The following is a 22,437-nucleotide window of genomic DNA, read 5'->3' as shown; positions in this document are numbered from 1 at the left end:
TCTTGAGCAAAATTTTCTTCTGTATCTGATGCAACTAAGCATAACTAACTGAAGCTTTCAAGGATATAACCTATAAGCTTTGTTGCCTGCTATTGATATGGTAAAAATACCTCGATTATGGCTGTTTATCTCTTAAGTGTCCTTGTTATAGTAACTTTACATTTCTTATCATAGCATCAAAAAAAACTTTGAAGTCTTTCTTTGGTAATAAAAAAAGCTAAATCAAAAAAATGACTTGTATCGTAAAAAATAGTTTCTTACACTAGCTCAAGATTTTTGTCAAGAATTAGAAACAACAAGAATTGTCAGAGCGTTGAAGAAGCGATCGCTTGCACTTTTACTAACATCAAATAACGCAAAAACTTAAGATATTACCTGAATGACTAAACAAAATGACGTGCAATAAGATAGATAATTCTATCAACAGAGAGAGGTACAGTGACAACAGAATCTGACTAATAGATATGTGAGTACAGCATCAAAATTGCACAATTATGGCTGCTACAGTTTTAATTACAGGTGCCTCGCAAGGTATCGGTAAAGCAACGGCACTATTGTTTGCTCGCAAAGGTTATGATTTGGTATTAGCGGCAAGACAACTAGAACCGCTACAAGCAACAGCAGAAGAAATTCAAAAACTTGGTCGTCAGGCGATCGCAATTCCTACTGATGTCCGAGATCCAGAGCAGGTAAAATCACTTGTCAGTAAAGCAATCGAGCATTACAGTACAATTGAAGTGCTAGTTAACAATGCCGGAATTTATATCTCTGGTCCTGTAGAAGAATTTTCCCTAGAAGACTGGCATCAGACCATTGATACTAACCTATGGGGATATATTCACACAATTCATGCACTACTGCCCCACTTCCTCGCACAAGGGTCTGGCACAATTATCAATATAAGTTCTATTGGTGGTAAAGTCCCGATTCCTTATCTTGTCCCTTACACGACAAGCAAGTATGCCATCACAGGGTTAACTGAAGCCTTGCATTCTGAACTCAAACCCAAGGGAATTCACGTTGGTGGCATCTATCCTAGTATCATTAAAAGCAACTTTGTCGAACGCGCAATACTTCGGGGTAAAGATCAACAAGATGCACAAGCGCGTCTTGACCAACTCAACCAAGTGCTGAATACTCCAGTGATAGAAAAACCGGAAGATGTTGCTGAAGCTGTTTGGGAAGCAGTCAAACATCAGCGGGAAGAAGTTTTAGTTGGTTCTGCTAATCTTTCAAAAGCTGCATATGGACTATTTCCTGGATTAATGCAGTCAGTTTTCCGTAGAGGGCTAAAGCAACAGAAAGACTAGTGTTAACAATTATTCGCCAATCTCATCGAGGTGTTCAGCGACAGAGTGGTAAAGATTGAGTACGTGACTATCTTGAAGGTTGTAGAAAACGTTGCGTCCCTGCTTGCGGTAGCTGACTAGGCGCATTGTTCTTAAAGTGCGCAATTGATGTGAAACTGCTGACTCACTCATATCTAGAGTTGCAGCTAAGTCACAGACACAAAGTTCCTTTTCTGCCAGAAGTGAGAGGATTCGCAATCGGTTGGGATCTCCTAGTAAACTAAAAAACTCTGCCATGCGTTGAGCTTTTTCAGTGTTGAGGCTTTTGAGTTGCAAGTGGTGTACGCTATCTACATCAACAGGATGTGGTGGATTGCATTTAAGTCCTTTCTCCTGGGTAGAAGTTGTTAAACCAGAATTAGTAATACTAGTTGGTGACATTTGGCAATCAAGTATTTGGTCTGAACTATTCTAAGTATAGCTTGGGCTACTAATAAGACTTTTTTCAACTAATACATCAAAGTTAGCTGTCATTTTGTCGTATGAATAGTTGCGATCGCCCAAAAAGTAAAATATTGATTCCCAAAATCTGGCGATCGCAACTCTAGTAAACAAATTGTCTGACTGAGGTTTAAACTTTATAGTTTAGTTGACCTAATACTTACGCGCTCTTTTTGAGCATCTAACAAAATGGATTGGTTCTTTTACGGGATAGAACAACTAGCCTTTATAGGAAATAATGATTTATGGAATTTACTGCAATTTCCATTTATGCAGCGTGCGATCGCTGGTAGTTTATTAATGGGGTTACTCGGTGGTTTACTTGGTAGTTTCGTAACTCTGCGACAATTGTCTTTTTTTAGTCATGCTGTAGGTCATGCTGCTTTAGTCGGTGTGACTTTAGGGGTAATATTACAATTGAATCCTACTTGGATGTTATTGCCTTTTACCTTAGTGTTTGGCTTGGTTGTCCTATACTTGATCGATCAAACCGACTTGGCAAGTGATAGTGTTTTAAGTATTGTCTTATCCGGTGCTCTGGCGATTGGTGTCATTCTTAGTAGCTTAATACAGGGATATCGCGGTAACTTGATGTCAGTGTTGTTCGGCGATATTTTAGCCATTGGGACAACCGACTTGGTATTAACACTGCTAGTACTTGTCGGTAGCAGCACTTTTCTACTGCTGACACTACGACAACAAATTCTTTTGACTCTTAACCCTGCAGTTGCTCAAGTTCAAGGTATTCCAGTTCAGTTGTATCGTTATGCTTTTGTTGTGCTGCTTTCTTTTGCTGTTGCAGTTGCGATTAAAGCTGTTGGTGTTTTGCTAGTTAACGCTTTTCTCGTCATTCCCGCAGCGACGGCTAAACTGACAAGCGATCGCTTTATGCGGTTTCTTTTGACTTCTGTATTGCTTGGTGCCATCAGTAGCATTGTAGGCATGCTTGTATCAGGGATCTTTAATTTTGCTTCAGGTCCTAGCATTGTGATCGTGCAATTTTTCCTCTTTGTCAGCGTTTTCTGTTGGACAAAGTTATCCCTCAAAGTTGCCTAGTTCTAAAAATGCACTTGCCAACACAATACGAATTTGCTACATTAGTTAAGCGCAAAAAGTCAACCTGCCGGGATAGCTCAGTTGGTAGAGCAGAGGACTGAAAATCCTCGTGTCGGCGGTTCAAGTCCGCCTCCTGGCATCCGCTAGATGACTGTTTTTACACTCCACCACTCATCTACGGACCAGACATTTATCTAATTGAATAAAAATTAAGCGCAGCTTAAGCTTCACTGCAAATGCTCAGTGTAGGGTCATCATAGATATTTTCTGATGCAAACTGCTCAAAGCATCGCGGTTGCGTCATTCCACAATCAGTTAGTCCAAATTTAGTCCAAATGAATTTTGACCGACAACTTAATCAAGCTAACGGCAGACTCAAAGCTGCTAATGTCGGCGTTGCGATCGAAGCACGAGGCACACGATTGTGTTTGCGTGCTAATCTACCTCCTAAGCCTGGTTCAAACAACAAAAGCTATTACCAGCAGCGAATAACGCTGAGTGTTCGCGTTAATCCTGCTGGTATTTCTTTAGCTGAAATCGAAGCTCGTAAAGTTGGTGCGCTACTCGATGCGGGAGAATTTTCCTGGCAACCGTACATCAAAACCTCACAAGCCACTACACTACCAGTAGTACAAACGTTCTCAATTAGCGACTGGATTACACTATTTGAAACCGATTACTTCCACCGCCGCGCCCGAACTCCTAAATCAATAACAACTTGGGAAGGCGATTACTGGGAAGTCTTTCGCCGCTTGCCACAAAATGAAGCCCTTACGCCCGAAATCATCACAGCCGCCATCCGTGCCACTGCACCGGATACCAAAAACCGCAAACGCCACTGTATGGCACTGCAAGCGCTCGCTAACTTCGCTCAAATCACCTACGACACTAAACCACTCGCAGGCAACTACAACCCGAAGCGCGTCCGACCGCGTGACTTACCCGATGACCAAATCATCACCGACTGGTACAACCGTATTAGTAACCCCGCGTGGCAATGGGCATACGGCATTATCGCCACCTTTGGCATTCGACCGCACGAAGTCTTTCACCTCGATTCGCAAGCTCTCGTGGCTGGACACTCATACATAGATATTTTGGACGGCAAAACAGGCGCTAGAAGAGTATGGGCGTACTACCCTGAGTGGATTGATATCTTTAATCTCAGATCGCCGCTTGTACCCGCCGTAAATGGCAAAAACAACAGCGAATTAGGCGAACGCTGCACCCAATACTTCCGCCGCAATGCCGAGCTACCATTCAAGCCCTACGATCTGCGTCACTGCTGGGCAGTCCGCACGTTGCAATTTGGTTTAGATATTACGCTAGCAGCGCAGCAAATGGGGCATAGCGTCAAAACCCACACCGAGCTATATCACCACTGGATTACTGACCGCCATCATCAACGCGCTTTCGATGCGCTCACGGTGAAAGGCGATCGACCAGTTGCGCCAAAAGCTTCTTGACACACTCCTCGCACTTATAGGGCGAGGAGTGTGTCAAAGGTGGTAAAGGTGATAATTGGGCTAATCGTTCGTTTTTGCTGGCGGCATATCGCGAGCTTAGATCATTCGCAATTAGTGAAGGAATATACGATCCAAGTGAAGGAATATACGATCCAGAGGAAGAGCCTTAATTTTTTGCAAGGTAGGAGCGATCGCCATTCTTCTAAATATCGAATATCTTAGACTAGAAGATTTGAGATATTCCAAAATTGCCAGAACCAACATTACAACAAGTATTCGGTGCAGGTGCTACACAAACTGCAACCACACTCACAATTGAGAAAGCAGACTTAACAGCAGTAGGGCTGACAGCAAGCGCTACGAATACAGCAGAATCGCTATTTGTAGGACTTTTACTACTCGCTAAAGCTGTACTTACAGCAGCAGGATTAGAAAGTAATCCAGATCAATCAATATCAATTGAAGATAGTTTCGATTCACTAGTTACTAGAAATAATCAAACATTTAGGCAAAAAACGTACTCTATTAACCTACAAAAGCTTGATACTGGCGCAACTATTGATCCGGACGATTATTAATTATGCCAGTAGCTACTAGAGTTGATAGCTTTGTTGCTCCTACTATCACGCAAACAACTTTAATCAATGGGATTAGACAGGCTTTTGTTAATGCTGGCTATCCTACACCGTTTGATGATTTCACGAGTGGTACTGATAGAATTCTTGTTTATCAAATAGTACTAGATGCAGCAAGAACAAGCGGTACAGCATTTTTAAGGATTAGGCTGACTTCTACTTTAGTAATTGGTCAGCAAGTTTTATCAAGTTGGAACACTTCAACTAAAGCAGGAACTAACGGAAGTACAGAGGTTACTTTTACAGCAGTTGCAACAGGCAGTCAGGTTAATTTTGTTTCACTCAATGCTACACCAGAGTTAGCACTAATCATGCTTACTCAAGGTACGCTTGCAATTCCGCTTGGTTTTTTTGCTCCTATTAATAGACCTAGTTGGTGGAATTTAGATGCGTGGAATTATTGCTTTGTGCCAACTGGTAATACATTTGCAGCATTCCGATCAACTACCAATAATCCCTATGCGAATATTACCTATGACACAAGCTTAAACGTTAACAGAATGGGAACTGCAAATAGCCAGACAAACAGGCGCGATATATTGCCTGGAGTCATACTTTATACTCAATCAAACCAAGGCATAGCAGGGAGATCCTCAGACGATTTAATCATGGTTGCAGCTTCTGGAAGTACGCGCTTTGATACCTTACAAATTCCAGGTGATACAAAAGAGTATTTGATTTTAGATCCTTCCGTAGGCGGATTAGCCGTGAGGATTGCTTAATGGCAATCTTGTTTGCATCTGTAATTACTGGTTTTAGTTTTCCTACACAAGTTTTACTCAGAACGATTGCCGCGCCATCTTTTAAATTTAATGAATCGGTTCAAGTTGATTTATTTGCTAATTATTCTAATGAAGTAAGTCAGGGTTACTTTCAAGATTACTTATCGAATTTTGCTCGTTTTTTTGGATTTAATGCGAAGCAAGATGCAAATTATCTATATATTCAAAAAAATGATCTAGCTGAATTAACACCACTTGAAAACAACACTGCTGAATCTTTATTAGCAGCAGCTATACTTTATGTCATGCAACATGAATCTAATTCACTTATTTCAAACATTGTTATTAGCTATTGGAATACTGAGTTCTTAATCAAGAGTAATTCAATAAGATATCAAACAATACAGTTTCTTATCCATCTTTATCCAGAAACAATTGATTCTGGTTTATCTGAAATTGAAATGAACAGGCAAATCTCATCTAGCTGGTTTTAATTATGCGCTGTATTGGAGCTAAAAAAGCAAAAGTAACATATAGATTTAATGAGCAATCGCTAGGGGAGATTATTACTAATAACTGTCCTATAGATATAGAGGTTAAGTTAATTCAAACACCAGTTATTAATAATACTACGTGGTATAAAATTCGCGTTCTCATGGATAGTTACAAGGAAAGTACACAGCAATATGATAGTGCAGAAACAACTTTAACACTAGACGTACTAAATGACCCTAATAATCAATTTCGTAGCAAGTTTTATGTTGGAACCTCAGGTAATGCTTCTTTTGTTCTTGGCGTTCGTTTGCCTGTTCAGTTTTTAGGCTTAGTTCAAGGAGGTGATACGGGTTTTCCTCAGGTATGCAGGAAGTGGAGATATCGCTATGAGCTTTCAGCAATTGATAGAGATGGAATCAAGAGAATTCTTTTTTGGAGTCGAGATGGTACTTTCCTTGGTAATAATCCTGCTGGTTGCCCTCAAACTTACATTATTAGAAGTTGGGAATTAGTGCCTATTGATAGTGATAGCTACGAAAACAGCTATCAATTAACTGTTACTGATAGTCAAGGAATTAAGTACAAAGTAACAGGTAAGGAAAAACCAACTTACAATGTAGCGTGTGATGGTGATTGCCCAGAAGGTACTATTCGGTGTAAATCCAAAGGATATCCAGGTTACTGTTGCATTCCCTGCAAAGAAGTAGCAAATAGAATTAATAATTTAGCAGCGAGGATCTAGTATGGCTGAATGTGCAGATATCTACGCTGCTTTAGCGCGATTAGAAAGAAAGATTGATAGTATCCCGCGCATTAATGAAGAAGTACTTATTCAGAAAGCTATTGAAAGAGCTAAAAAAATACTTAAACCAGAAATAGCAGCAGCAGCAGCAATAGGATTCGTTGCCCAACAAAAAGCGACTTCAGCATTACAAGAAGCGGGAAAAGCAGCACAGCAGGCTTCACAAGCAAGCAGTGTCGCTAATAATGCTTTAAGTAAAATATTTGGTTTAATTGGTGCTGTTGCAGGTTTATTTGCGCTGTACGGCGTTATTAAAGTATTACCCAATAGGATCGACGCACTAGAAAGATATACAGATTCGGTTTCAAGCGATTTATCGCGATTGTATGGGATTGTTACTGGAGTTAAACGCACGGCACAAGAAGGAGTTAATAAAGGGAATCAAGCTTTAAGAAAAATCTCTGATCTTGAATCAACTGTAGCTAAAGTAGGGCAGACTGCAAGAGAAGCTTTAGAAAAATCTACTAACGCATTAAAAGAAGTATTTAATTTAAAACCAATTATTGCTGCAACAGAAAAAATAGCAAAAGAGGCATTAGATAAAGCAAATAAAGCACTTAGAGATTTTGAAAAATTTAAAGATGACTTAGCTAAATTCAATAAGCGAGTTGATTCAATTGGTAAAGCAGCAAGTGAAGCTCAAAAAGTAGCAAATCAAGCACTGCAACGCCCGTTAATCCCAGGACCAAAAGGAGATCCAGGTTTGCGTGGACTTAGAGGACCTGCAGGATTGCCTGGTGCAGCAGGGCAACAAGGAGAAAGAGGGCAACAAGGAGAAAGAGGGCAACAAGGAGAAAGAGGACTTAGGGGACCTGCAGGATTGCCTGGTGCAGCAGGGCGACAAGGAGAAAGAGGATTACCAGGAGCGCAAGGACTTAGGGGACCTGCAGGACCAAAAGGAGATCCAGGAACTCCTGGCGCTAATCCTCAAGAAATAAACGATATCAAGCGCAGGCTTGGTGACAGCGAAAACATGAACCAAAAAGGATTAGATGAACTAGGAAAAATTGGGACAGCGCTTGCAGCTATTACCGTTTTGTTGCGACAGCTACCAGATACTACTGTTACTAAAATTCAAGGTCCGCTAAGCAATATCGCTAATCAAACCTCACCAGAAGCACTGGCTACCGCAGCCGCGACAGGGACGTGTCGAACTACACAACCAGGAGGCTGTACAACAAAAGCAATTAACGCGGGCAATCAAAATTTACAAGATTGGATGCGAAAAAACCTTAGCAATTTGATCAACGCTGGCGATGCTGGCGTCGGAGTTGATACAAATATGCGAGTGCGCAACATCCAAGATAAATTAGGCACAAATAGATATCCTTTAATGCTGCCTGAATATCTCCTTGATGATTTTCTAGATAAACAAGTGATTATCAACGATCAAGTTGATTTTCAAGTGTGGTCACTCAAACAGTGGGATGCGCTGATCGGCTTATTTCCAATCAAAATTGAGCGCACCGATGAGAACGGCAATAAGCAGATGCTCAAGTTTGAGAATATTGCCGAAGCGATCGCCGAGTTGACCGGACTGCTCGCACAAATTGGCTTTGATGCTGATACTGCTGTTAATGTCTCTACCCGTGCCACTGCTGAAGCTATCGGTGCTAAAACTGCTGCTTTGCAAGCAATTAGCTACCTTAAAGCCATCATTGATTACATGGGCTTTCAAGGTCAGGCAACCAGCATTGACATTCCCATATCTGTTACGCCTGGAGCCGTTGGGCAAGACGGGAAACTACAAGAAAACGAGCTTGCAGACTTTCTCAATCCATCGACACAAAGAGCCATCGGCTTTAAAAATACAGATCCAGTAGACCAAAGATTAATATTGCGCCGCATCTTAGAAGACACTGAAATTAGTAGAGCAGCACTTTATAGACCATTAAAACCAAATCCTGAAGAGAACGCATTAACAGGCGATGCAATTAAAAAAGATAAAGAAGAAGAAATACGCAAGTTAAATGATATTTGGGAAGCATTTAAAGCGCGCTACGAAGGACATATAGCAGGAACAAAAATTGATATTGATGACAAAACCAAATCATCAGACAATACAAACTCTTAACCTTAATTATGCCAACTGTAGTTAATGAAGCCATACTAAGATCTCGTAAAACAAGGATAGCTAATACAGGAGATCCTCAAGGTATCCGCCGAATAGACTTTGCAGGTGGAACAGCATCAAATACGCCGACCAACTGGTTACAACGCAAACTATCGCAATTCGCAGGGTTTGTATTTGGACTGATTACTAAAGCATTTCCTTTTAGTGTCAGTAATATATTTCAAATGCTGGTGCAAGCTTACTTTGCTATCAAAACATTTGATTGGAATACAGCAGATCAGGTTCTTGAACAACAAATCAAAGCTAATAACAAAATAATCAAAGATGGTTTAGCGCCAATTATTGGAACATACTTAGGGTTTGGGACTATTCGATTAGCTAATATGGCGATCGGAAAAACAATTGGTAAACTCGGTCAAAGTTCTAGTGTCGCTGCTGCACACATCCATATTCCCGTGATTTCTGCAAGAGTAGGGCTTGCTTTAGCAGAGGAAGGTAATGAAGAACTACGCGGTCAAGTTATGGGGTATCTGATGACTGTACAAGGGGCAGTACAACGCAACATGATTGCCTCTTTTATTCTTACAGCCCGTAAAAATCGCTGGTTTGGATGGGAACCAGTTACAACACAATTACCAAATGCATCATTTGCAAATCAAATAGAAGAACAGATAGAAAGATTACCCGAAAATTGGCAAAACTTTGTAGAAGAGTTGATAGAAGAATATGAGGATGCCATAATTGAAGCGGGCTATGTCGTTGCCTTTGAAATAGATGATTATTATCTATCATTAAAACGAGCTAACGAAAAACCTGTTGATGACACAATTACAACAATAACCTTAACTCCTAGAAATACCAATGGCTGATAACGAGAACAAAATTGTATTACAAGGCAGTAAAACCGAACTAATGCAAAGAATCCCTGTCATTATGGATTTGTTCGACTTATTAGAAGGTAAAAACGTAGGAGCGTTTTACACAACGCCTGTGACAACTTTTCAAGATACTTATGAGTTTTATCCGCAAGTTAAATTAATGTTTTATCAAACTTATTCTGAAGCTAACGGTAAACCAAGGGCAACTGGAGAAATTAGCTTTAGATTAATGAATGAAACGGAAAAAACTTATAACGAAGCTAAAGCTAGAGTATTAGCAGAGAGAATTAAAACAAAGTTTGCGACAGGACAATTATTCACTTGGCATAAAGGCAAAATAACAGTTAGCTATATAGACAAAAAAAGAGGTTATAAATTTCGGCTTCTCGTAACACATGAAGGAGAAGGTAGAAGGATCATTGAAAATGTCCTAGACATTCAAAATCACAGCCCTGAATGGAGCAATCTAAGAGTATCTGAGAGTCGGGCAGAGTATCCAGATATCCCGCCTAGAGAAGTCATTTATGGTGAATTGCGTAGACTTCCTAGACGCCGACCTGTTGAATTGATGAGGTTTCGGTATGCAGAGTTACACGTCTGGGGAGTACCGCACGCTATCTCGCTTGTTGATGTGACAAGACGTCGTGCAACGCCATTGGTTAGTGTTGCTTAAAATTTTTTTCTAAACTTTGTTGTAGTAGTAACGTATTACTGTGGACTCATTAATGAGTCTTACTAATGCGTATAACACTCTGCAATGCCTCTAAACGTTGCCTAACAAGTGTTTGAGGCTATTGACACTAAGCATTGCTGTAGCTAATATCGAATCAAACGCAACAACAAGTTGCAATAAAGAATTAGCAATTAATATGGCAAATAAGAAGAAGTTTGTTCTTACTATTAGGGGCAATTCATTCATCATGAACTTACCCGCATACTACGACGGAATTAATCAATATTTAGGGATGCGGGAAGCAACAGAGAATGACAATAATTTACCGCCTATGACCACTCAGGGGCTATTACGTTCGGGGCTAGGCGTGCCATTAACTCTTAGCCGTAAAATAGCAACTACTAATAAATATGCTAGGAATACAATTGTTGTCCCTGTTGCGCATCTTGAAACTGCTTTATCACAGTTAGAGGGAAAAAATTTCACAACTTATAAAGGGTCAACTGCTATTACTGGTGAGATTATTAATGCTTACTTTAAGAGTAAACGGCGGTTAGGGTAATACTAATTTACATAGGAATTTACAAATATGGCTCCAATATTAACCGTACATTCAATCACTTATACGATTGAACAGACTAATATTACTTCTTACTTTAGAGCTAATCCTGCAACCTACAAAACACTTGCAGCAGAAACAGGCGTTAAGGAAGAAGAGGAAGGGACAAATCATCCATTAACTACAGTTTCTGAACTCTTAGGAACTGGTGCTGTAATGCGCGTTAATGTTGTCTACAAAGTTGGCACTAAAAGAAAAGTTGCTAAATTAATTATTCCTTCAAGTAGATATCACCAATTCAGACGCACTCAAATGGGTAAGACTTATACTAGTGGTCTTAACAGTGGGGTGATTATTTCAATTCGCACACCGCGTAAAGCAAGTTTCTCTATTTAATAAAGGATTAACCAAAAATGGCTAAAAATGGGTATGTAATTGGTATAGCACCTGACACTAATAGTAACCCTGCAACTTACTGGGGTGGTGTAGATCCAGTTGAAGATATTGAAGATGCTGTTTTTATTGCAACTTTACTAAATGCAAGAGTAGAAGCAGGGAGAATTCAAGTTCTCATGCCTGATTCTCACGTAGAAGCTTATCCAGCTACGCGCACAACTGTACATAATCCTGCACTTACTGGTAGTACTGGCATCTAATTATTAGATGAATTGGGAATTCGGAAATAATTTAAATTGGGATTTAGTAAAGCGTCAAACTTATTATCCAGATGCTTTAACAAAATACAATCTTCCTAAAGCTATTCGGGAATTTCCTATTCCCACAATTACTTTAGTTGTTGATTCTTATATTCTTTTAGTTGGCTGTCGCAATCCACAAGCTAAACCTAATTGGTTTTTAGCTGGGTACTGTGGTGCTAGACTGTTGTTTTCTCCAAGTAGTACGAGTGATTTTATATCAGCAGTAGAATCTTATCCTAGGATTAAGCTGGGACTAAATAGATTAACACTTGTTAGATTTAAGGATTTTAATTTACTTCCTTACTTGTTAGAAATAAATATTGCTAGATGGCATCAAGAAATGTTTATAGAAGTTTGGAAGTATAGCGGTGCAATAGGTGATGAAAATATTAACCAAGCTCCTTAGCGATCGCCCTCTTCTTTCAAAATCCTATCAACCAATTTGTTTGTTAGCTCTCTTTCTGCCTTCTCGCTCTCTTGGAATTCTTGCCAGATATTTTTTATCAAGAATAGTGCAACGCCAGCAAGTAGGGACCATTCAATTAATCCAGGGGCGTGTGATGGTAATTTCTCAATTGGATAATGAGTATTAGTAGGAATTTCAGTAATAGCGTTATTCATTGATTTAATAGTTAGTTTTATAATTTCTTTCTTATTCTTCAAGTATCTTCTTTCAATTTGGCTAATGGGTAAAGCCAATAAAAATTCTTATATGAATTGATTGACCTAACTACGTGTAAATATCAATGAGTACACTCGGTAGCTATCGCAATTGCTCCACTACTGGCATTGTCAATTTTGATTTACAGCTAATTCACCAGATACAGCGCATTGCTCCTGGCGTTTTGCAAAGAGTTAGCCATCCTCGGATTCAATTTAAGAAAGCCGCACATCCTTATCTACAAGCACCTGCTGCTGCTGCGTTAATTAGGGCAGTAGAGGCTGCACCAGGAACCAAGCCTCTTGAGGTTGAGAGTTGCTACCGCACGTTAGGACAACAGTTTATCTTATACAATCATTTTCTGAATAAACGCTGTGGCATTCCTGCTGCTGCTCGACCAGGAGATAGCAACCACAACGGCGCGTTATCAATTGATGCAAGGGAATACTTTTGGTGGCGACCTTATTTAGAAAGATTTCAGTGGGACTGGCTAGGTAGCTTTGATCCACCGCATTTTGATTTTAAAGGCGCGGGGATTAGGGATATGCGTTGGCTATCAATTAAGGCGTTTCAGCAACTTTACAATTTTAATAATCTCAAAGCGCGAATCGTTGAGGATGGTAAATGGGGAATTCAGACACAGTTGGCTTTACAGGCAGTACCAGAAAATGGATTTAAAAACGTTCCTGGCACAGTTGATGTTGAGCAGGTACCGCGACAGGATTTAGCTCAATATACATCGGTGCGAGAAGGGATGAAAGGCGATTCAATTTGGGCACTTCAAAGACTACTTAAAGAAGAAGGATTTCAATTAGAACTAGATGGGCATTTCGGACCAAAGACTTTGGCAGCTGTAAAGGCATTTCAGAAGAAGAGAGAATTAGTGGCTGATGGTGTAGTAGGAATTCAAACTTGGCAAGCGCTAGAGTCAGTTTAATTCTTGAAGAATCACAGCAATAATTTGATCTAATTCGCGTTGCCATTCGCGCTTAGAACCAATCCAAACGCGATCGCATTTAAATTTTAGCTGGTAAACAGCGTTGACAATACGAACCCGCTTCTGTTTGTAGAACAACGTATCTCTGTAACTAACTGATGCCAAATCAGGATCAACTACGGAGGATCTATATGCTATTTTCGGGTTGGATTCGCGCAAGTAAACGCGTAATTCCCTTTTATTGGCAACACCAAATTTTTGATAAACCTTCTTTAAGTGGTAGTGAATATTGTGGACTGAACAGCCCATCTGCACAGCAATTTCAGCAACATTGTAATCGGCGTAAGTGAGGCGCACTATTCTTCTTTCTATTGAAGATAATGCTGATAGAGTTTCTTCTGTGAGCATTAATCGTAATCAAAATTTTCAGCTATGTATTCTACTAGTTTTTTATCTGATAATTTATTTAATTTTTCATAAGCTCGTCGCCTTATTTCTTTTGCCCAATCAGTCGAGGCAACACCTGTGTGACGTGCAAGTTCTTTGCAGGCGATTGTAAATGCTATGGCTATCCAGATTGTTGTGTAGGATGATTTGAGCTTGGTCATGAGACCATGAGGTTAATGCTTATCAATTAGTTTTAATTGCCTAAGAATTGGTCATCTACAACATCTAACAAGTTTGGTGTAGGATTCATTTGATCAAAGTAATAAAGTAACGCCTTAGCTTCAGGTGAATCTTTATCGAATACGCAACATTCTAAGTAGGTCTCTTCACTACTTCCAACGGCAACGTTAAAGTGAATTGTTACGAATTTGCCATCCATCATATTAATGAATGTAACCTGCTCTAGATTAATAATATTAGTGCCAATGCGGATGAAGTTGCTCATGGCGATCGCCTTTTTCAAAACCTATGGCTATAATAGCGGCGGATCGCTTGTTAAACCTTATTAAATAATTGGTTTGGGGTAGAACCAAGCGATCTGCTAACTGGGTAAAGTAACTTTCACACACTCTCCTAATTAGTCATGGCATGAAGCTATCTCCCCTGCTAATCAGTGGGGGTTTTTATTGGCAATCTAGAAATCAATTTCATCAAAAGCATCTTCAAGAATTCGTGGTACATACACATAGCCAGGATCAAGGATTCTGGGTAACTCAGTAACTTCTGATTGCGTACTATCTTCTTCACCTTCATGTTCATTGACAAAGTACAACACGGCTTTCGCTCTGGTTAGGGCTACATATTTTAGGTTGTATTCTTGCTCTAATTCCCAAGATTGCTGATTCTGCCAAAGAAGTGGTAAATCTTCGGGGCGAAGAATAAATACTCGCTCGTTTTCCAGTCCTTTTGCTCGGTGAACTGTTGACAGAACTACGCTGGAGCGCTGATCGCTGAATAGTTGCTCAATTTCATCACAAAGCTGCTCGACCGTCTGGCACTCGTATGCCTCGTAGCAAATTTGCACGCCTGCAACACGATCGCTCAATGAGTCAATCTGTGATTCTGAAGCTTTACGTTGCCTCAATTTAGCTATCTTCACAGCTTTGTATTCTTCGAGTAGCTTGCCAAATCGAGTAAAGTCAAAGTCTTTCCTCTTGGCAATTTCTTTGACGATCGCAGTTAGAGATTTACCAATATCGCGTCCTCGTACTCGTGCGGGAATACGTTTAGCGATTAACTCAATACACAACTTCACTGCAGGAGCTGTACGACGCGAGATAATCAAATCACCTTCTTTGACCGAGTTATGAAGGTGTTTGTAGGCAATATCTTCAACAATTCCTTCAGGCGCATCAGGTTTTGGTTCAATTGCGGAGACAATTTTTTTAGCTAGTTCAATGTGCTTTTTAGGGCAGCGATAACAGATGCTCAAAGGTAGCGTTATTGCTTTAGTTCGCTTGATAATTTGCTTGATACTATCTGAGCTTGCACCCGCAAAGCCGTAAATCGCTTGCTTTTCATCTCCTACAAATAAAATGCGTCCGCCGCGCCCGCGTAGCTTAAGAACGAGTTCGAGTTGCGCTGGTGATAAATCTTGGCTTTCATCGACAAAGATCCACTCGCACTTACGCGGTGAAAGATTCCACTCGTTAGGCAACCACAACATATCGTCGTAATCGACAGTAAAGTGATTCTCAGCTTCACGCTTGCCATCACGTAATAGCTCAATGAGTGGCTGATGTAGAAGATCAAGCGTAAACACGTCTTCTAAACAATCGAAATGCTGACAAGTTTGTTCTACAGCAGCTCGGTCTGTAACCAGAGTGAGCGTGACGCGGACGAAGTGAGCAAGCGTTTGTAGCTGCTTGGCTACGCGACTAGCGTCAGGTGGCTCTGGCGGTTCGGGTAGTTTTGGCTTTTGTGCTTTCTCTCTGCGCCATTGTTCCATCTGCCTGTAGTGTTCGTGTTGAAGGTTCCTACCAATCTCATCAGCAAATGGTTTTACCAAGTCTCTGTACTTGTCTTCTTGCACTTCAAGTTTTCCCAAATGCGATCGCAGGCAGTTGTAGCCAATTGAATGAATCGTTTTGGCTGCCATCGTTTTACCCAAGCGCTTTTGAAGTTCGGTGGCAACGTGCTTGTTGAAGGCGAGGAATACCGCGTTTTCAGAGCGCAAAAGCGAAGCGGCTTGAACTAGCGTGGTTGTTTTACCACTACCTGCGACGGCTTGAACTACGGCATTACCTCTACCGGATTGTATCCAGTTGAAGATTGCTGTCTGATAATGCGATGGCTCAAAATCTTTCATTGTTAGTTCCAGCTATCAATTATTTCTTCTGCTGCAAATTCTGCTTCTTCTTTGCTTGATAAATGTGTGGTTTGAATGATGCCACTACGTGGTAGCTCGACACAGGCGACGTAATTAAATCGTTGGGATTCTGTGATGTCTATAAAAACTCTAATCCAGAAGCCTTTGTATTGATATCGCCAAAGATTTAGTCTGTTCATTTTTATACAAAAAACTAAATGTTGAGATTTGTAAACACTGGTATTTATTAATACATTGCCATTGTGTTAATTAATACCTATTTTTTGGTAATTACCTAAGTAAAAACCGTACAAAAACGGCTGAAACCCGCGTGGTTGACTGTTTGATCCGTTAATTCTCAATAAGGTTTCTGAAACCCGCGTGGTTGACTGTTTGATCCAAGGGGTTAAGAAATTATTGTCAATAAGATTCTTAATTAATGTCATCTTGATACCGCAAAATGGCTGAAACCCTCATGGTTGACTGTTTGATCCGTAAAAGTCTTGTTTGATCCTTGTTTGATCCGCCTGAAACCCGCGTGGTTGACTGTTTGATCCAATTGATCCTTGTTTGATCCGCAGATGCTCCATAAAAACGGTCAAACGGATCAAACAGTCAACCACGCGGGTTTCAGCGATTGCCAACGGATCAAACAGTCAACCACGCGGGTTTCAGCCATTTTGCAATATCACATCAGTGAGGGCACAAAAATGTACTGAGTTACATAAACTACGATGACATTAAATACAAATATCTAGGTACGCGGTCAAACTGCGAATTCCAATTAGGATTGCGTATTTTGTCGATCGCTCCCTCACGAGCTAAACCTGATAATTCCTTTCTTACGGTTGCCTCTGAGATCTTTACTGTCTGCGCCAAGTCTTGAATACAGAATCTATCGCCCTTGTTTTTGTGCAGGTGATTAACGATCAGCCAGCGAGCGCTGCGGTTTTGAATTGGTTCCCCGTTTTCGTCTTCAGGCTCTAGCAGATTCCACGAAAACTCTTCATCATCAAACTCAAGCTCGTAGCGCTTGGTTGCCCTGGACCGCGATTTCTGGATCGTGAGAATGCGTTTCGGATCCTCTTCGTTTTTTGTGGCGCGGTCGATCTTCCATACCTGGTCCACAGCAGCGCGGATCGCTTTTGAGCCACGCGCTTCGCCTTCGCCGTTCGAGTGATGAATGATAATGAACGAGCAGCCGAACTCTGAGGCAATGTCACGCAACTGGAGGATTGGACGTGCATATTCGGTTTGATTCTCGCTGACAGTTGAGAATCGGCAAGCTGACGAGAGCGAGTCGATGATTACTAACGCTGGTCGCTGTTGCTCGATCCAGCGATAGAGGTAATGCATGAACTCAATTCGCCAATCGCCTTGAAGTTGAATTGGCGCGTCAATCGGGATATCAGCATTCTTGAGCGCTTCTACAGCGGTTGGCAGTGGCGTATCGGTCTGAACGTACAAAACGCCATTTTTACCCTCACGAACCTTGTATTCTTCCCAATCAACGCCCGTGACAATGTGCTTGATTAAGTGATGCGTGTAGAGCGTCTTGCCGATACCGCCGTGACCGTGAAACAGAGTGATCGATCTTTCGGGTATCCAACCGCGTAACAGCCATTTTTGCCCGTCGGGGTTCTTCTCAAGGAATTCTTGCAGGCTGATCGGATCTTCGAGATGCTGTACGAGGAGCGATTTGTAATAGTTGTCGAGCATCTCGCTTTTCGAGCGCCCGTACTTGCGTGCTAGATCGAATAGCTTCCAGTCTTTCTCTCCTGGATCTTCTTTGAGTTCGAGTTCGCGGATCGCTCGAATGCAATCGGTGTAGGCTTGCTTTTGTAAGTCGTAGTCGCCTCCTAATCCCTGTTGCTCGATTAGCGATGTCGCGAAGTGTTCAACTAGGCTGTATTGAAAGCCGTTAAGCGCGGCTACTTGTGTTAGGGCAAGCTTAGGATTTGAGCTAGTGGCGGCTGCAATGATTTCTGATTCAAGTTCCCCTAATGTTTTCTCTCTCGGTTGGCGGGGACGCTTAACGGGTGATGATGATGCGGGTGAAGCGAATGCAGTATTAGGGTCAATTTGCGTGTATTGTGGCGGGTTCATCCGCTCTAGAATCTTTTCTATTTGAAAGTAATGCTCTTCTGCTTGACATCGGCGCGGATCGTTAATTGGAAAGCGCAGGATAAAATCTTTTAGAATTTCAAAGTAAGACTCGATATCGATTAACCTTGCGTCTCCTCGCTGACATTTTGCTAAGAAGTCATTGTCAGGAAAGCTTGACGGTTTCCAGTCTTCGAGCATATTTAATTCTCAGGCGCAGCTACTTCACTCCGTCGAAGTCCAGTAGCTGCGCTATTTTCTACTGTGTTCAATCACCTTCTTATTTGATAGATTGAAGGTGCGACGGTTTAGGCGGTTTACGACGGTTTACGACAGTAAACGTGACGGTTGTGCAGTGATTTAAATCACGACGACGGTTATTTAGTTAATTGCTAAAACTGTTTGCAAATTAGAAAACCAGCTCCCATCTCGATCGTCCAAATCTAAGCTGGTGCTGGTTTTCGGTTTCTTGCCTCCTTTATCTAAACGTAGTTGCAACATCTGTACTATCGAGAATTTACTGAAATTCTCCGATCAACGGATACAACAACTTACGGGAACTAGCGACGACGATCTCGAATGAGGTCGTCGATTGCTTTTTCCCAGTACCAATTTTCAGGTCTTCCAGGCTCAAGCTCTCGAAGTCCTTCAATTAGTCGCAATGCTGTTGCTCGATCCATAGTCATGGAGAATAGTTTGCTTTGCAGTTGGCGATCTGCGCTCTTGTGGTGCAATCGCACTGGCTGCTTTTTGTTGGATCGCTGTCGTGACGATCGCGGTCTTTGATATGTTTGTACTAGTCGCACCGAGGGGCGCATGACTCTTATAGCCGCAATTAATATGCCCACTGCACTTAATGCCAGAATTGACAGGCAGAGGGCTACTAGCAGTAGCTCCATTATGTCTTTGATGAGTTGATCTGGTAGATGGACTCATCAAAGATGCGAGGGTTTACCTGGTAAATACAAGGGTAAATCCTCGCATTTTGATTAATCAGTCTGATTCATCATCTGGTACTCCTTCTACATCAAGTTTCATCGCTTTGGCAAGCGTTTTTAGAGATACTCCTAGCTCACGGGCTAGGGCGATGGCATTATCAAATCGCGGGATTTTCTTACCAGTCTCCCAATCTCCAACTGTCCGAAGGCTCAAATCCAGTCGCCTACCGAGCTTTTCCTGGCTAAGTCCAGTCCTCTCTCGAAGTAACTTCAAAGTCAAATCACCTTCTTGGTCGCTTTCTTGCATAATACCATACTTTTATATCCACACAATAGTTGACATTTGTTTCAGATCACACTAAAGTGTGAGCAGATAGACAACACAAAAGGACAGGCATTTCGTATTAGGAATTCCCTTTACAAATACCTGCCCTTGTAATTAGTTTCGCATCCAGATGTACAGCTTGTAAGTCGTAGTGTCGCTTAGCTATCTGGTATTACAAAAAACTTCACACTATAGGACACAAATATGGATCTTACACAGGTAAAGCGTGAATTAGCTAATAGCAGGATTCACGACCATCTCTGTGATGCAATAAATCACCTCACTGATGCTGCTTTATTAGCAGAAGTTAGTCCTGATTATAGCATTGAAGATATAGCAACACTGCTCGATATGGTCAAAGCTATTAGCGCTATCGGGCATGACTTTCCACGCATCAACTCGAAAGGCAATAACTAATACTTGATATCACGTATATACATGAGTAGCGCTCTCATGTATATACGTGGTATACTAAACACACATAGAACCACATGAATAATAACATATTTCGTGATGCCGTGCGAGACGATAACGGTAAATTCTCAGTAGCCTATGATGCGCCTAAAACCCTTAGATCTATTAGGCTTACCGATACTGCATGGCAAAGTTTAGGCGAACTTGCCGATGCTCATAATACCTCTCGAACTGACATTATCGAACGTTGGGCAAGAGACAAAGAAACACCGCAAGAAACCATTCTCAAAGCTATCGAGCAATTCATCGAAGATAAACGGCAAGAATACGGCAGCAATCCCGCACAAAAGGGAGAATTTAAATATAGTCGCTCGTGGGATTACCTATTGCAGTTCAAGGCACTAATTGAAAATGCACCGTGGGAGTTACTAGGAGAGAAACAAAAACTATGAGTGCAAATACAAGTAAGCTTTACGATACAGATTATGGGCTATGGTTAGCCAGTCAAATTGATAGTCTCAAAAGCCATCAATGGGACGATCTAGACATTGATAATTTAATTGAGGAATTAGAAGGATTGAACCGCAGCAATAAGCGTGAATTAGAGAGTTATTTAGTCGTAATTCTCACGCATTTACTCAAGTGGGAGTATCAACCATCTGCACGTACTGGAAGTTGGAATGGTTCAATCTTTAATGGTAGAAAACGCATTGCTCGACTATTGAAAGAACAACCAAGCCTCAAAACGTACATACCAGAAATCTTGCCAGATGCTTATGCTGATGGTGTTGAAATAGCTTGCCGCGAAACCAGAATGCCATCTGACACTTTCCCTCCAGAGTGTCCTTATTCGATCAGTCAAATTCTTGACCTTGATTTTCTCCCTGGTGATGAGGAGCTACCCGACTAACCTTATATATACATGAGGTTTTAGTCCAAGTTTAGTCCAAAGGGTTTTAGCGCAAGCCGAAACCCTTATTTTTCCGTATAAGACAAGAGGACTGAAAATCCTCGTGTCCCCGGTTCAAGTCCGGGTCCTGGCATTCATATAGATGGGCACTTCTACGTTCACTGCTCATCTCCTAGCAGGATATTTATCCAATTGAATAAAAATTAAGGGCAGCTTAAAGCTATCAATCAATTCATCGAAGATAAGCGCCAAAATTACGGCAATAACCCCGCACAAAAGGGAGAATTTAAGTATAGTCGGTCGTGGGATTATCTATTGCAATTCAAGGCATTGATTGAAAATGCACCGTGGGAATTACTAGGAGAGGATCAAGAACTATGAGTGCAAATACAAGCAATCTTTACGATACAGATTACGGGCTATGGTTAGCAAGCCAAATTGATAGTCTCAAAAGTCATCAATGGGACGATCTAGACATTGATAATTTGATTGAGGAATTAGAGGGATTGAACCGCAGTAATGAACACGCATTAGAGAGTTATTTAGTTGTAATTCTCACGCATTTACTTAAGTGGGAGTATCAACCCGAAGCGCGTAGTCGGAGTTGGCAAGGTTCAATTTTAAATGGTAGAAAACGCATTGCACGGCTATTCAAACAACAACCAAGCCTGAAACCGCGTGTAGCAGAATTAGTACCAGAAGCTTACACCGATGCTACTGAAATAGCGACGCTAGAAACTGGACTGCCAGCTGATGTGTTTCCCACTGAGTGTTCTTACTCAGCAGATCAAATTCTTGACTTTAGATTTCTCCCTGGCGATGAGGAGCTACCCTATTAGTCTCGTATATGCACAATGATTTAAGCCAAATTTAGTCCAAATGAATTTTGACCGACAACTCAATCAAGCTAACGGCAAACTCAAAGCTGCTAATGTCGGCGTTGCTGCGATCAAAGCGCGAGGTATACGGCTGTCTTTACGTGCTATTTACCTGCTAAGAAGCCTGGTTTAAACAACAAAATTGAGTAACCAACACATATAGATTGCTAGTAGTGTTGAGTCTTCAATCTTAAGGTGATTTAAATTTGATTGTACTCTAAATATTTTTGCTGGAGTTCTGGAGGTACGGGAACCGGACGTCTTGTCGTTAGGTCAATAAAACAACCTGTTTGTTCAGCTGTAGCCATAACAATACCATCTACAGCTATTTCAGCATTAACAAACCACTTGAATGCTTTTAGCTTACTAATCCACATTTTACCCATAGGCTTATCTGTCATAGTAATCGATTTTTTATAATCAATTTTAGTTTGGATTAGTAGTGGAGCTATACTATTTTGTAATTGATCTGCAATAGATAAGTGATTAACCAAAATTTCGCAGCGTAAATCTTCTAACCACCGAATAAATACAATATTACTAACAATCCCTGCAAAATCTATATCGTAAGTTCTAACAGCCAACGACAAAGAAGTCTCAAAGGGTAAAAGCTTGTCTTGATTCATAACTTAATATGTTAAATGCAATACAATTTCTTCGCTATATAT

Annotated in this window: 32 protein-coding genes and 1 tRNA gene; 21 read left to right on the top strand and 12 right to left on the bottom strand. The window is 41.0% G+C overall.

Annotation, left to right across the window (positions count from 1 at the left end; translation table 11 throughout):
* Positions 1–494: 494 nt before the first annotated feature.
* Positions 495–1,310, top strand: a complete 816-nt coding sequence (locus IQ230_RS14040; RefSeq protein ID WP_193932590.1) for an SDR family NAD(P)-dependent oxidoreductase — start codon at positions 495–497, stop codon at positions 1,308–1,310.
* Between the two features lie 9 nt (positions 1,311–1,319).
* On the opposite strand, the gene IQ230_RS14035 is transcribed toward IQ230_RS14040, so the two are convergent.
* Together IQ230_RS14035 and IQ230_RS14030 are read right to left on the bottom strand one after the other, a co-directional pair.
* Positions 1,320–1,730: an ArsR/SmtB family transcription factor gene (locus tag IQ230_RS14035; protein ID WP_193932589.1), complete on the bottom strand. Its 411-nt coding sequence runs from the start codon at positions 1,728–1,730 to the stop codon at positions 1,320–1,322.
* A 30-nt stretch (positions 1,731–1,760) separates the two neighbouring features.
* Positions 1,761–1,904, bottom strand: coding sequence for a hypothetical protein (locus tag IQ230_RS14030; protein ID WP_193932588.1), 144 nt, complete (start codon positions 1,902–1,904; stop codon positions 1,761–1,763).
* A gap of 75 nt (positions 1,905–1,979) precedes the next feature.
* Here IQ230_RS14030 and IQ230_RS14025 point away from each other — a divergent pair, with 75 nt between their 5' ends.
* From IQ230_RS14025 to IQ230_RS13960, 14 genes are all read left to right on the top strand, one after another.
* Complete coding sequence (locus tag IQ230_RS14025) at positions 1,980–2,846, top strand: metal ABC transporter permease (protein WP_193932587.1); 867 nt, start codon at positions 1,980–1,982, stop codon at positions 2,844–2,846.
* 66 nt (positions 2,847–2,912) lie between these two features.
* Positions 2,913–2,985, top strand: a tRNA-Phe gene (locus tag IQ230_RS14020).
* Between the two features lie 196 nt (positions 2,986–3,181).
* The gene (locus IQ230_RS14015; protein ID WP_193932586.1) at positions 3,182–4,312 is read left to right on the top strand and encodes a site-specific integrase; all 1,131 of its coding nucleotides are present in this window, start codon (positions 3,182–3,184) and stop codon (positions 4,310–4,312) included.
* A 248-nt stretch (positions 4,313–4,560) separates the two neighbouring features.
* Entirely contained in the window at positions 4,561–4,890 is a 330-nt protein-coding gene (locus IQ230_RS14010) for a hypothetical protein (RefSeq protein WP_193932585.1), read from the top strand.
* A 2-nt stretch (positions 4,891–4,892) separates the two neighbouring features.
* A complete protein-coding gene (locus tag IQ230_RS14005) occupies positions 4,893–5,669 on the top strand; it encodes a hypothetical protein (protein WP_193932584.1) in 777 nt (258 codons plus the stop codon).
* Positions 5,669–6,163: a hypothetical protein gene (locus IQ230_RS14000; RefSeq protein ID WP_193932583.1), complete on the top strand. Its 495-nt coding sequence runs from the start codon at positions 5,669–5,671 to the stop codon at positions 6,161–6,163. Before IQ230_RS14005 ends, IQ230_RS14000 begins: the two co-directional genes overlap by 1 nt.
* 2 nt (positions 6,164–6,165) lie before the next feature.
* Positions 6,166–6,906, top strand: coding sequence for a hypothetical protein (locus IQ230_RS13995; protein WP_193932582.1), 741 nt, complete (start codon positions 6,166–6,168; stop codon positions 6,904–6,906).
* A 1-nt stretch (position 6,907) separates the two neighbouring features.
* A complete protein-coding gene (locus tag IQ230_RS13990) occupies positions 6,908–9,040 on the top strand; it encodes a collagen-like triple helix repeat-containing protein (protein WP_193932581.1) in 2,133 nt (710 codons plus the stop codon).
* 8 nt (positions 9,041–9,048) lie between these two features.
* Positions 9,049–9,909: a hypothetical protein gene (locus IQ230_RS13985; RefSeq protein ID WP_193932580.1), complete on the top strand. Its 861-nt coding sequence runs from the start codon at positions 9,049–9,051 to the stop codon at positions 9,907–9,909.
* Positions 9,902–10,591: a hypothetical protein gene (locus IQ230_RS13980; RefSeq protein WP_193932579.1), complete on the top strand. Its 690-nt coding sequence runs from the start codon at positions 9,902–9,904 to the stop codon at positions 10,589–10,591. The genes IQ230_RS13985 and IQ230_RS13980 overlap by 8 nt, the downstream gene beginning before the upstream one ends.
* A gap of 247 nt (positions 10,592–10,838) precedes the next feature.
* Positions 10,839–11,153, top strand: coding sequence for a hypothetical protein (locus IQ230_RS13975; RefSeq protein WP_193932578.1), 315 nt, complete (start codon positions 10,839–10,841; stop codon positions 11,151–11,153).
* A gap of 27 nt (positions 11,154–11,180) precedes the next feature.
* A complete protein-coding gene (locus IQ230_RS13970) occupies positions 11,181–11,546 on the top strand; it encodes a hypothetical protein (protein WP_193932577.1) in 366 nt (121 codons plus the stop codon).
* Positions 11,547–11,563: 17 nt separating this feature from the next.
* A complete protein-coding gene (locus tag IQ230_RS13965) occupies positions 11,564–11,806 on the top strand; it encodes a hypothetical protein (protein WP_193932576.1) in 243 nt (80 codons plus the stop codon).
* A gap of 7 nt (positions 11,807–11,813) precedes the next feature.
* Positions 11,814–12,254, top strand: a complete 441-nt coding sequence (locus IQ230_RS13960) for a hypothetical protein (RefSeq protein ID WP_193932575.1) — start codon at positions 11,814–11,816, stop codon at positions 12,252–12,254.
* Here the strand turns inward: IQ230_RS13960 and IQ230_RS13955 are convergent.
* Positions 12,251–12,547 (bottom strand): hypothetical protein, encoded by a 297-nt coding sequence (locus IQ230_RS13955; protein WP_193932574.1) that lies wholly within the window; start codon positions 12,545–12,547, stop codon positions 12,251–12,253. The two genes, IQ230_RS13960 and IQ230_RS13955, sit on opposite strands and share 4 nt — an antisense overlap.
* 47 nt (positions 12,548–12,594) lie before the next feature.
* Between IQ230_RS13955 and IQ230_RS13950 the strand changes: the two genes are divergently transcribed.
* Entirely contained in the window at positions 12,595–13,446 is an 852-nt protein-coding gene (locus tag IQ230_RS13950; protein ID WP_193932573.1) for a peptidoglycan-binding protein, read from the top strand.
* Here the strand turns inward: IQ230_RS13950 and IQ230_RS13945 are convergent.
* From IQ230_RS13945 to IQ230_RS13910, 8 genes are all read right to left on the bottom strand, one after another.
* Entirely contained in the window at positions 13,438–13,854 is a 417-nt protein-coding gene (locus IQ230_RS13945; protein WP_193932572.1) for a helix-turn-helix transcriptional regulator, read from the bottom strand. The genes IQ230_RS13950 and IQ230_RS13945 overlap by 9 nt on opposite strands.
* On the bottom strand, positions 13,854–14,054 hold the full coding sequence (locus tag IQ230_RS13940) for a hypothetical protein (protein WP_193932571.1): 201 nt from the start codon (positions 14,052–14,054) through the stop codon (positions 13,854–13,856). Before IQ230_RS13940 ends, IQ230_RS13945 begins: the two co-directional genes overlap by 1 nt.
* 32 nt (positions 14,055–14,086) lie before the next feature.
* Positions 14,087–14,338, bottom strand: coding sequence for a hypothetical protein (locus tag IQ230_RS13935; protein WP_193932570.1), 252 nt, complete (start codon positions 14,336–14,338; stop codon positions 14,087–14,089).
* A gap of 189 nt (positions 14,339–14,527) precedes the next feature.
* Positions 14,528–16,201 (bottom strand): UvrD-helicase domain-containing protein, encoded by a 1,674-nt coding sequence (locus IQ230_RS13930; protein ID WP_193932569.1) that lies wholly within the window; start codon positions 16,199–16,201, stop codon positions 14,528–14,530.
* Positions 16,202–16,203: 2 nt separating this feature from the next.
* Positions 16,204–16,401, bottom strand: a complete 198-nt coding sequence (locus tag IQ230_RS13925) for a hypothetical protein (RefSeq protein ID WP_193932568.1) — start codon at positions 16,399–16,401, stop codon at positions 16,204–16,206.
* Between the two features lie 529 nt (positions 16,402–16,930).
* Positions 16,931–18,505, bottom strand: coding sequence for an AAA family ATPase (locus IQ230_RS13920; protein WP_193932567.1), 1,575 nt, complete (start codon positions 18,503–18,505; stop codon positions 16,931–16,933).
* Between the two features lie 359 nt (positions 18,506–18,864).
* Positions 18,865–19,203: a hypothetical protein gene (locus IQ230_RS13915; protein ID WP_193932566.1), complete on the bottom strand. Its 339-nt coding sequence runs from the start codon at positions 19,201–19,203 to the stop codon at positions 18,865–18,867.
* Between the two features lie 94 nt (positions 19,204–19,297).
* Positions 19,298–19,549: a helix-turn-helix transcriptional regulator gene (locus IQ230_RS13910; RefSeq protein WP_015189523.1), complete on the bottom strand. Its 252-nt coding sequence runs from the start codon at positions 19,547–19,549 to the stop codon at positions 19,298–19,300.
* A gap of 222 nt (positions 19,550–19,771) precedes the next feature.
* Between IQ230_RS13910 and IQ230_RS13905 the strand changes: the two genes are divergently transcribed.
* The 5 genes from IQ230_RS13905 (at position 19,772) to IQ230_RS27400 (ending at position 21,902) form a co-directional block, all read left to right on the top strand.
* Positions 19,772–19,984, top strand: coding sequence for a hypothetical protein (locus IQ230_RS13905; RefSeq protein ID WP_193932565.1), 213 nt, complete (start codon positions 19,772–19,774; stop codon positions 19,982–19,984).
* 74 nt (positions 19,985–20,058) lie between these two features.
* Entirely contained in the window at positions 20,059–20,433 is a 375-nt protein-coding gene (locus tag IQ230_RS13900) for a hypothetical protein (protein WP_193932564.1), read from the top strand.
* The gene (locus IQ230_RS13895) at positions 20,430–20,891 is read left to right on the top strand and encodes a DUF29 domain-containing protein (RefSeq protein ID WP_193932563.1); all 462 of its coding nucleotides are present in this window, start codon (positions 20,430–20,432) and stop codon (positions 20,889–20,891) included. Before IQ230_RS13900 ends, IQ230_RS13895 begins: the two co-directional genes overlap by 4 nt.
* 377 nt (positions 20,892–21,268) lie before the next feature.
* A complete protein-coding gene (locus IQ230_RS13890) occupies positions 21,269–21,730 on the top strand; it encodes a DUF29 domain-containing protein (protein WP_193932562.1) in 462 nt (153 codons plus the stop codon).
* Positions 21,731–21,770: 40 nt separating this feature from the next.
* Positions 21,771–21,902: a hypothetical protein gene (locus IQ230_RS27400; RefSeq protein ID WP_265576216.1), complete on the top strand. Its 132-nt coding sequence runs from the start codon at positions 21,771–21,773 to the stop codon at positions 21,900–21,902.
* Positions 21,903–21,969: 67 nt separating this feature from the next.
* On the opposite strand, the gene IQ230_RS13885 is transcribed toward IQ230_RS27400, so the two are convergent.
* On the bottom strand, positions 21,970–22,395 hold the full coding sequence (locus IQ230_RS13885; RefSeq protein WP_193932561.1) for an acyl-CoA thioesterase: 426 nt from the start codon (positions 22,393–22,395) through the stop codon (positions 21,970–21,972).
* Positions 22,396–22,437: the final 42 nt, after the last annotated feature.

Origin of the sequence: Gloeocapsopsis crepidinum LEGE 06123 (assembly GCF_015207655.1) — a bacterium.
GTDB lineage: Bacteria > Cyanobacteriota > Cyanobacteriia > Cyanobacteriales > Chroococcidiopsidaceae > Gloeocapsopsis > Gloeocapsopsis crepidinum.
Note: the sequence above shows the minus strand (reverse complement) of the source record. Positions and strands in the feature narration are given on the sequence as shown.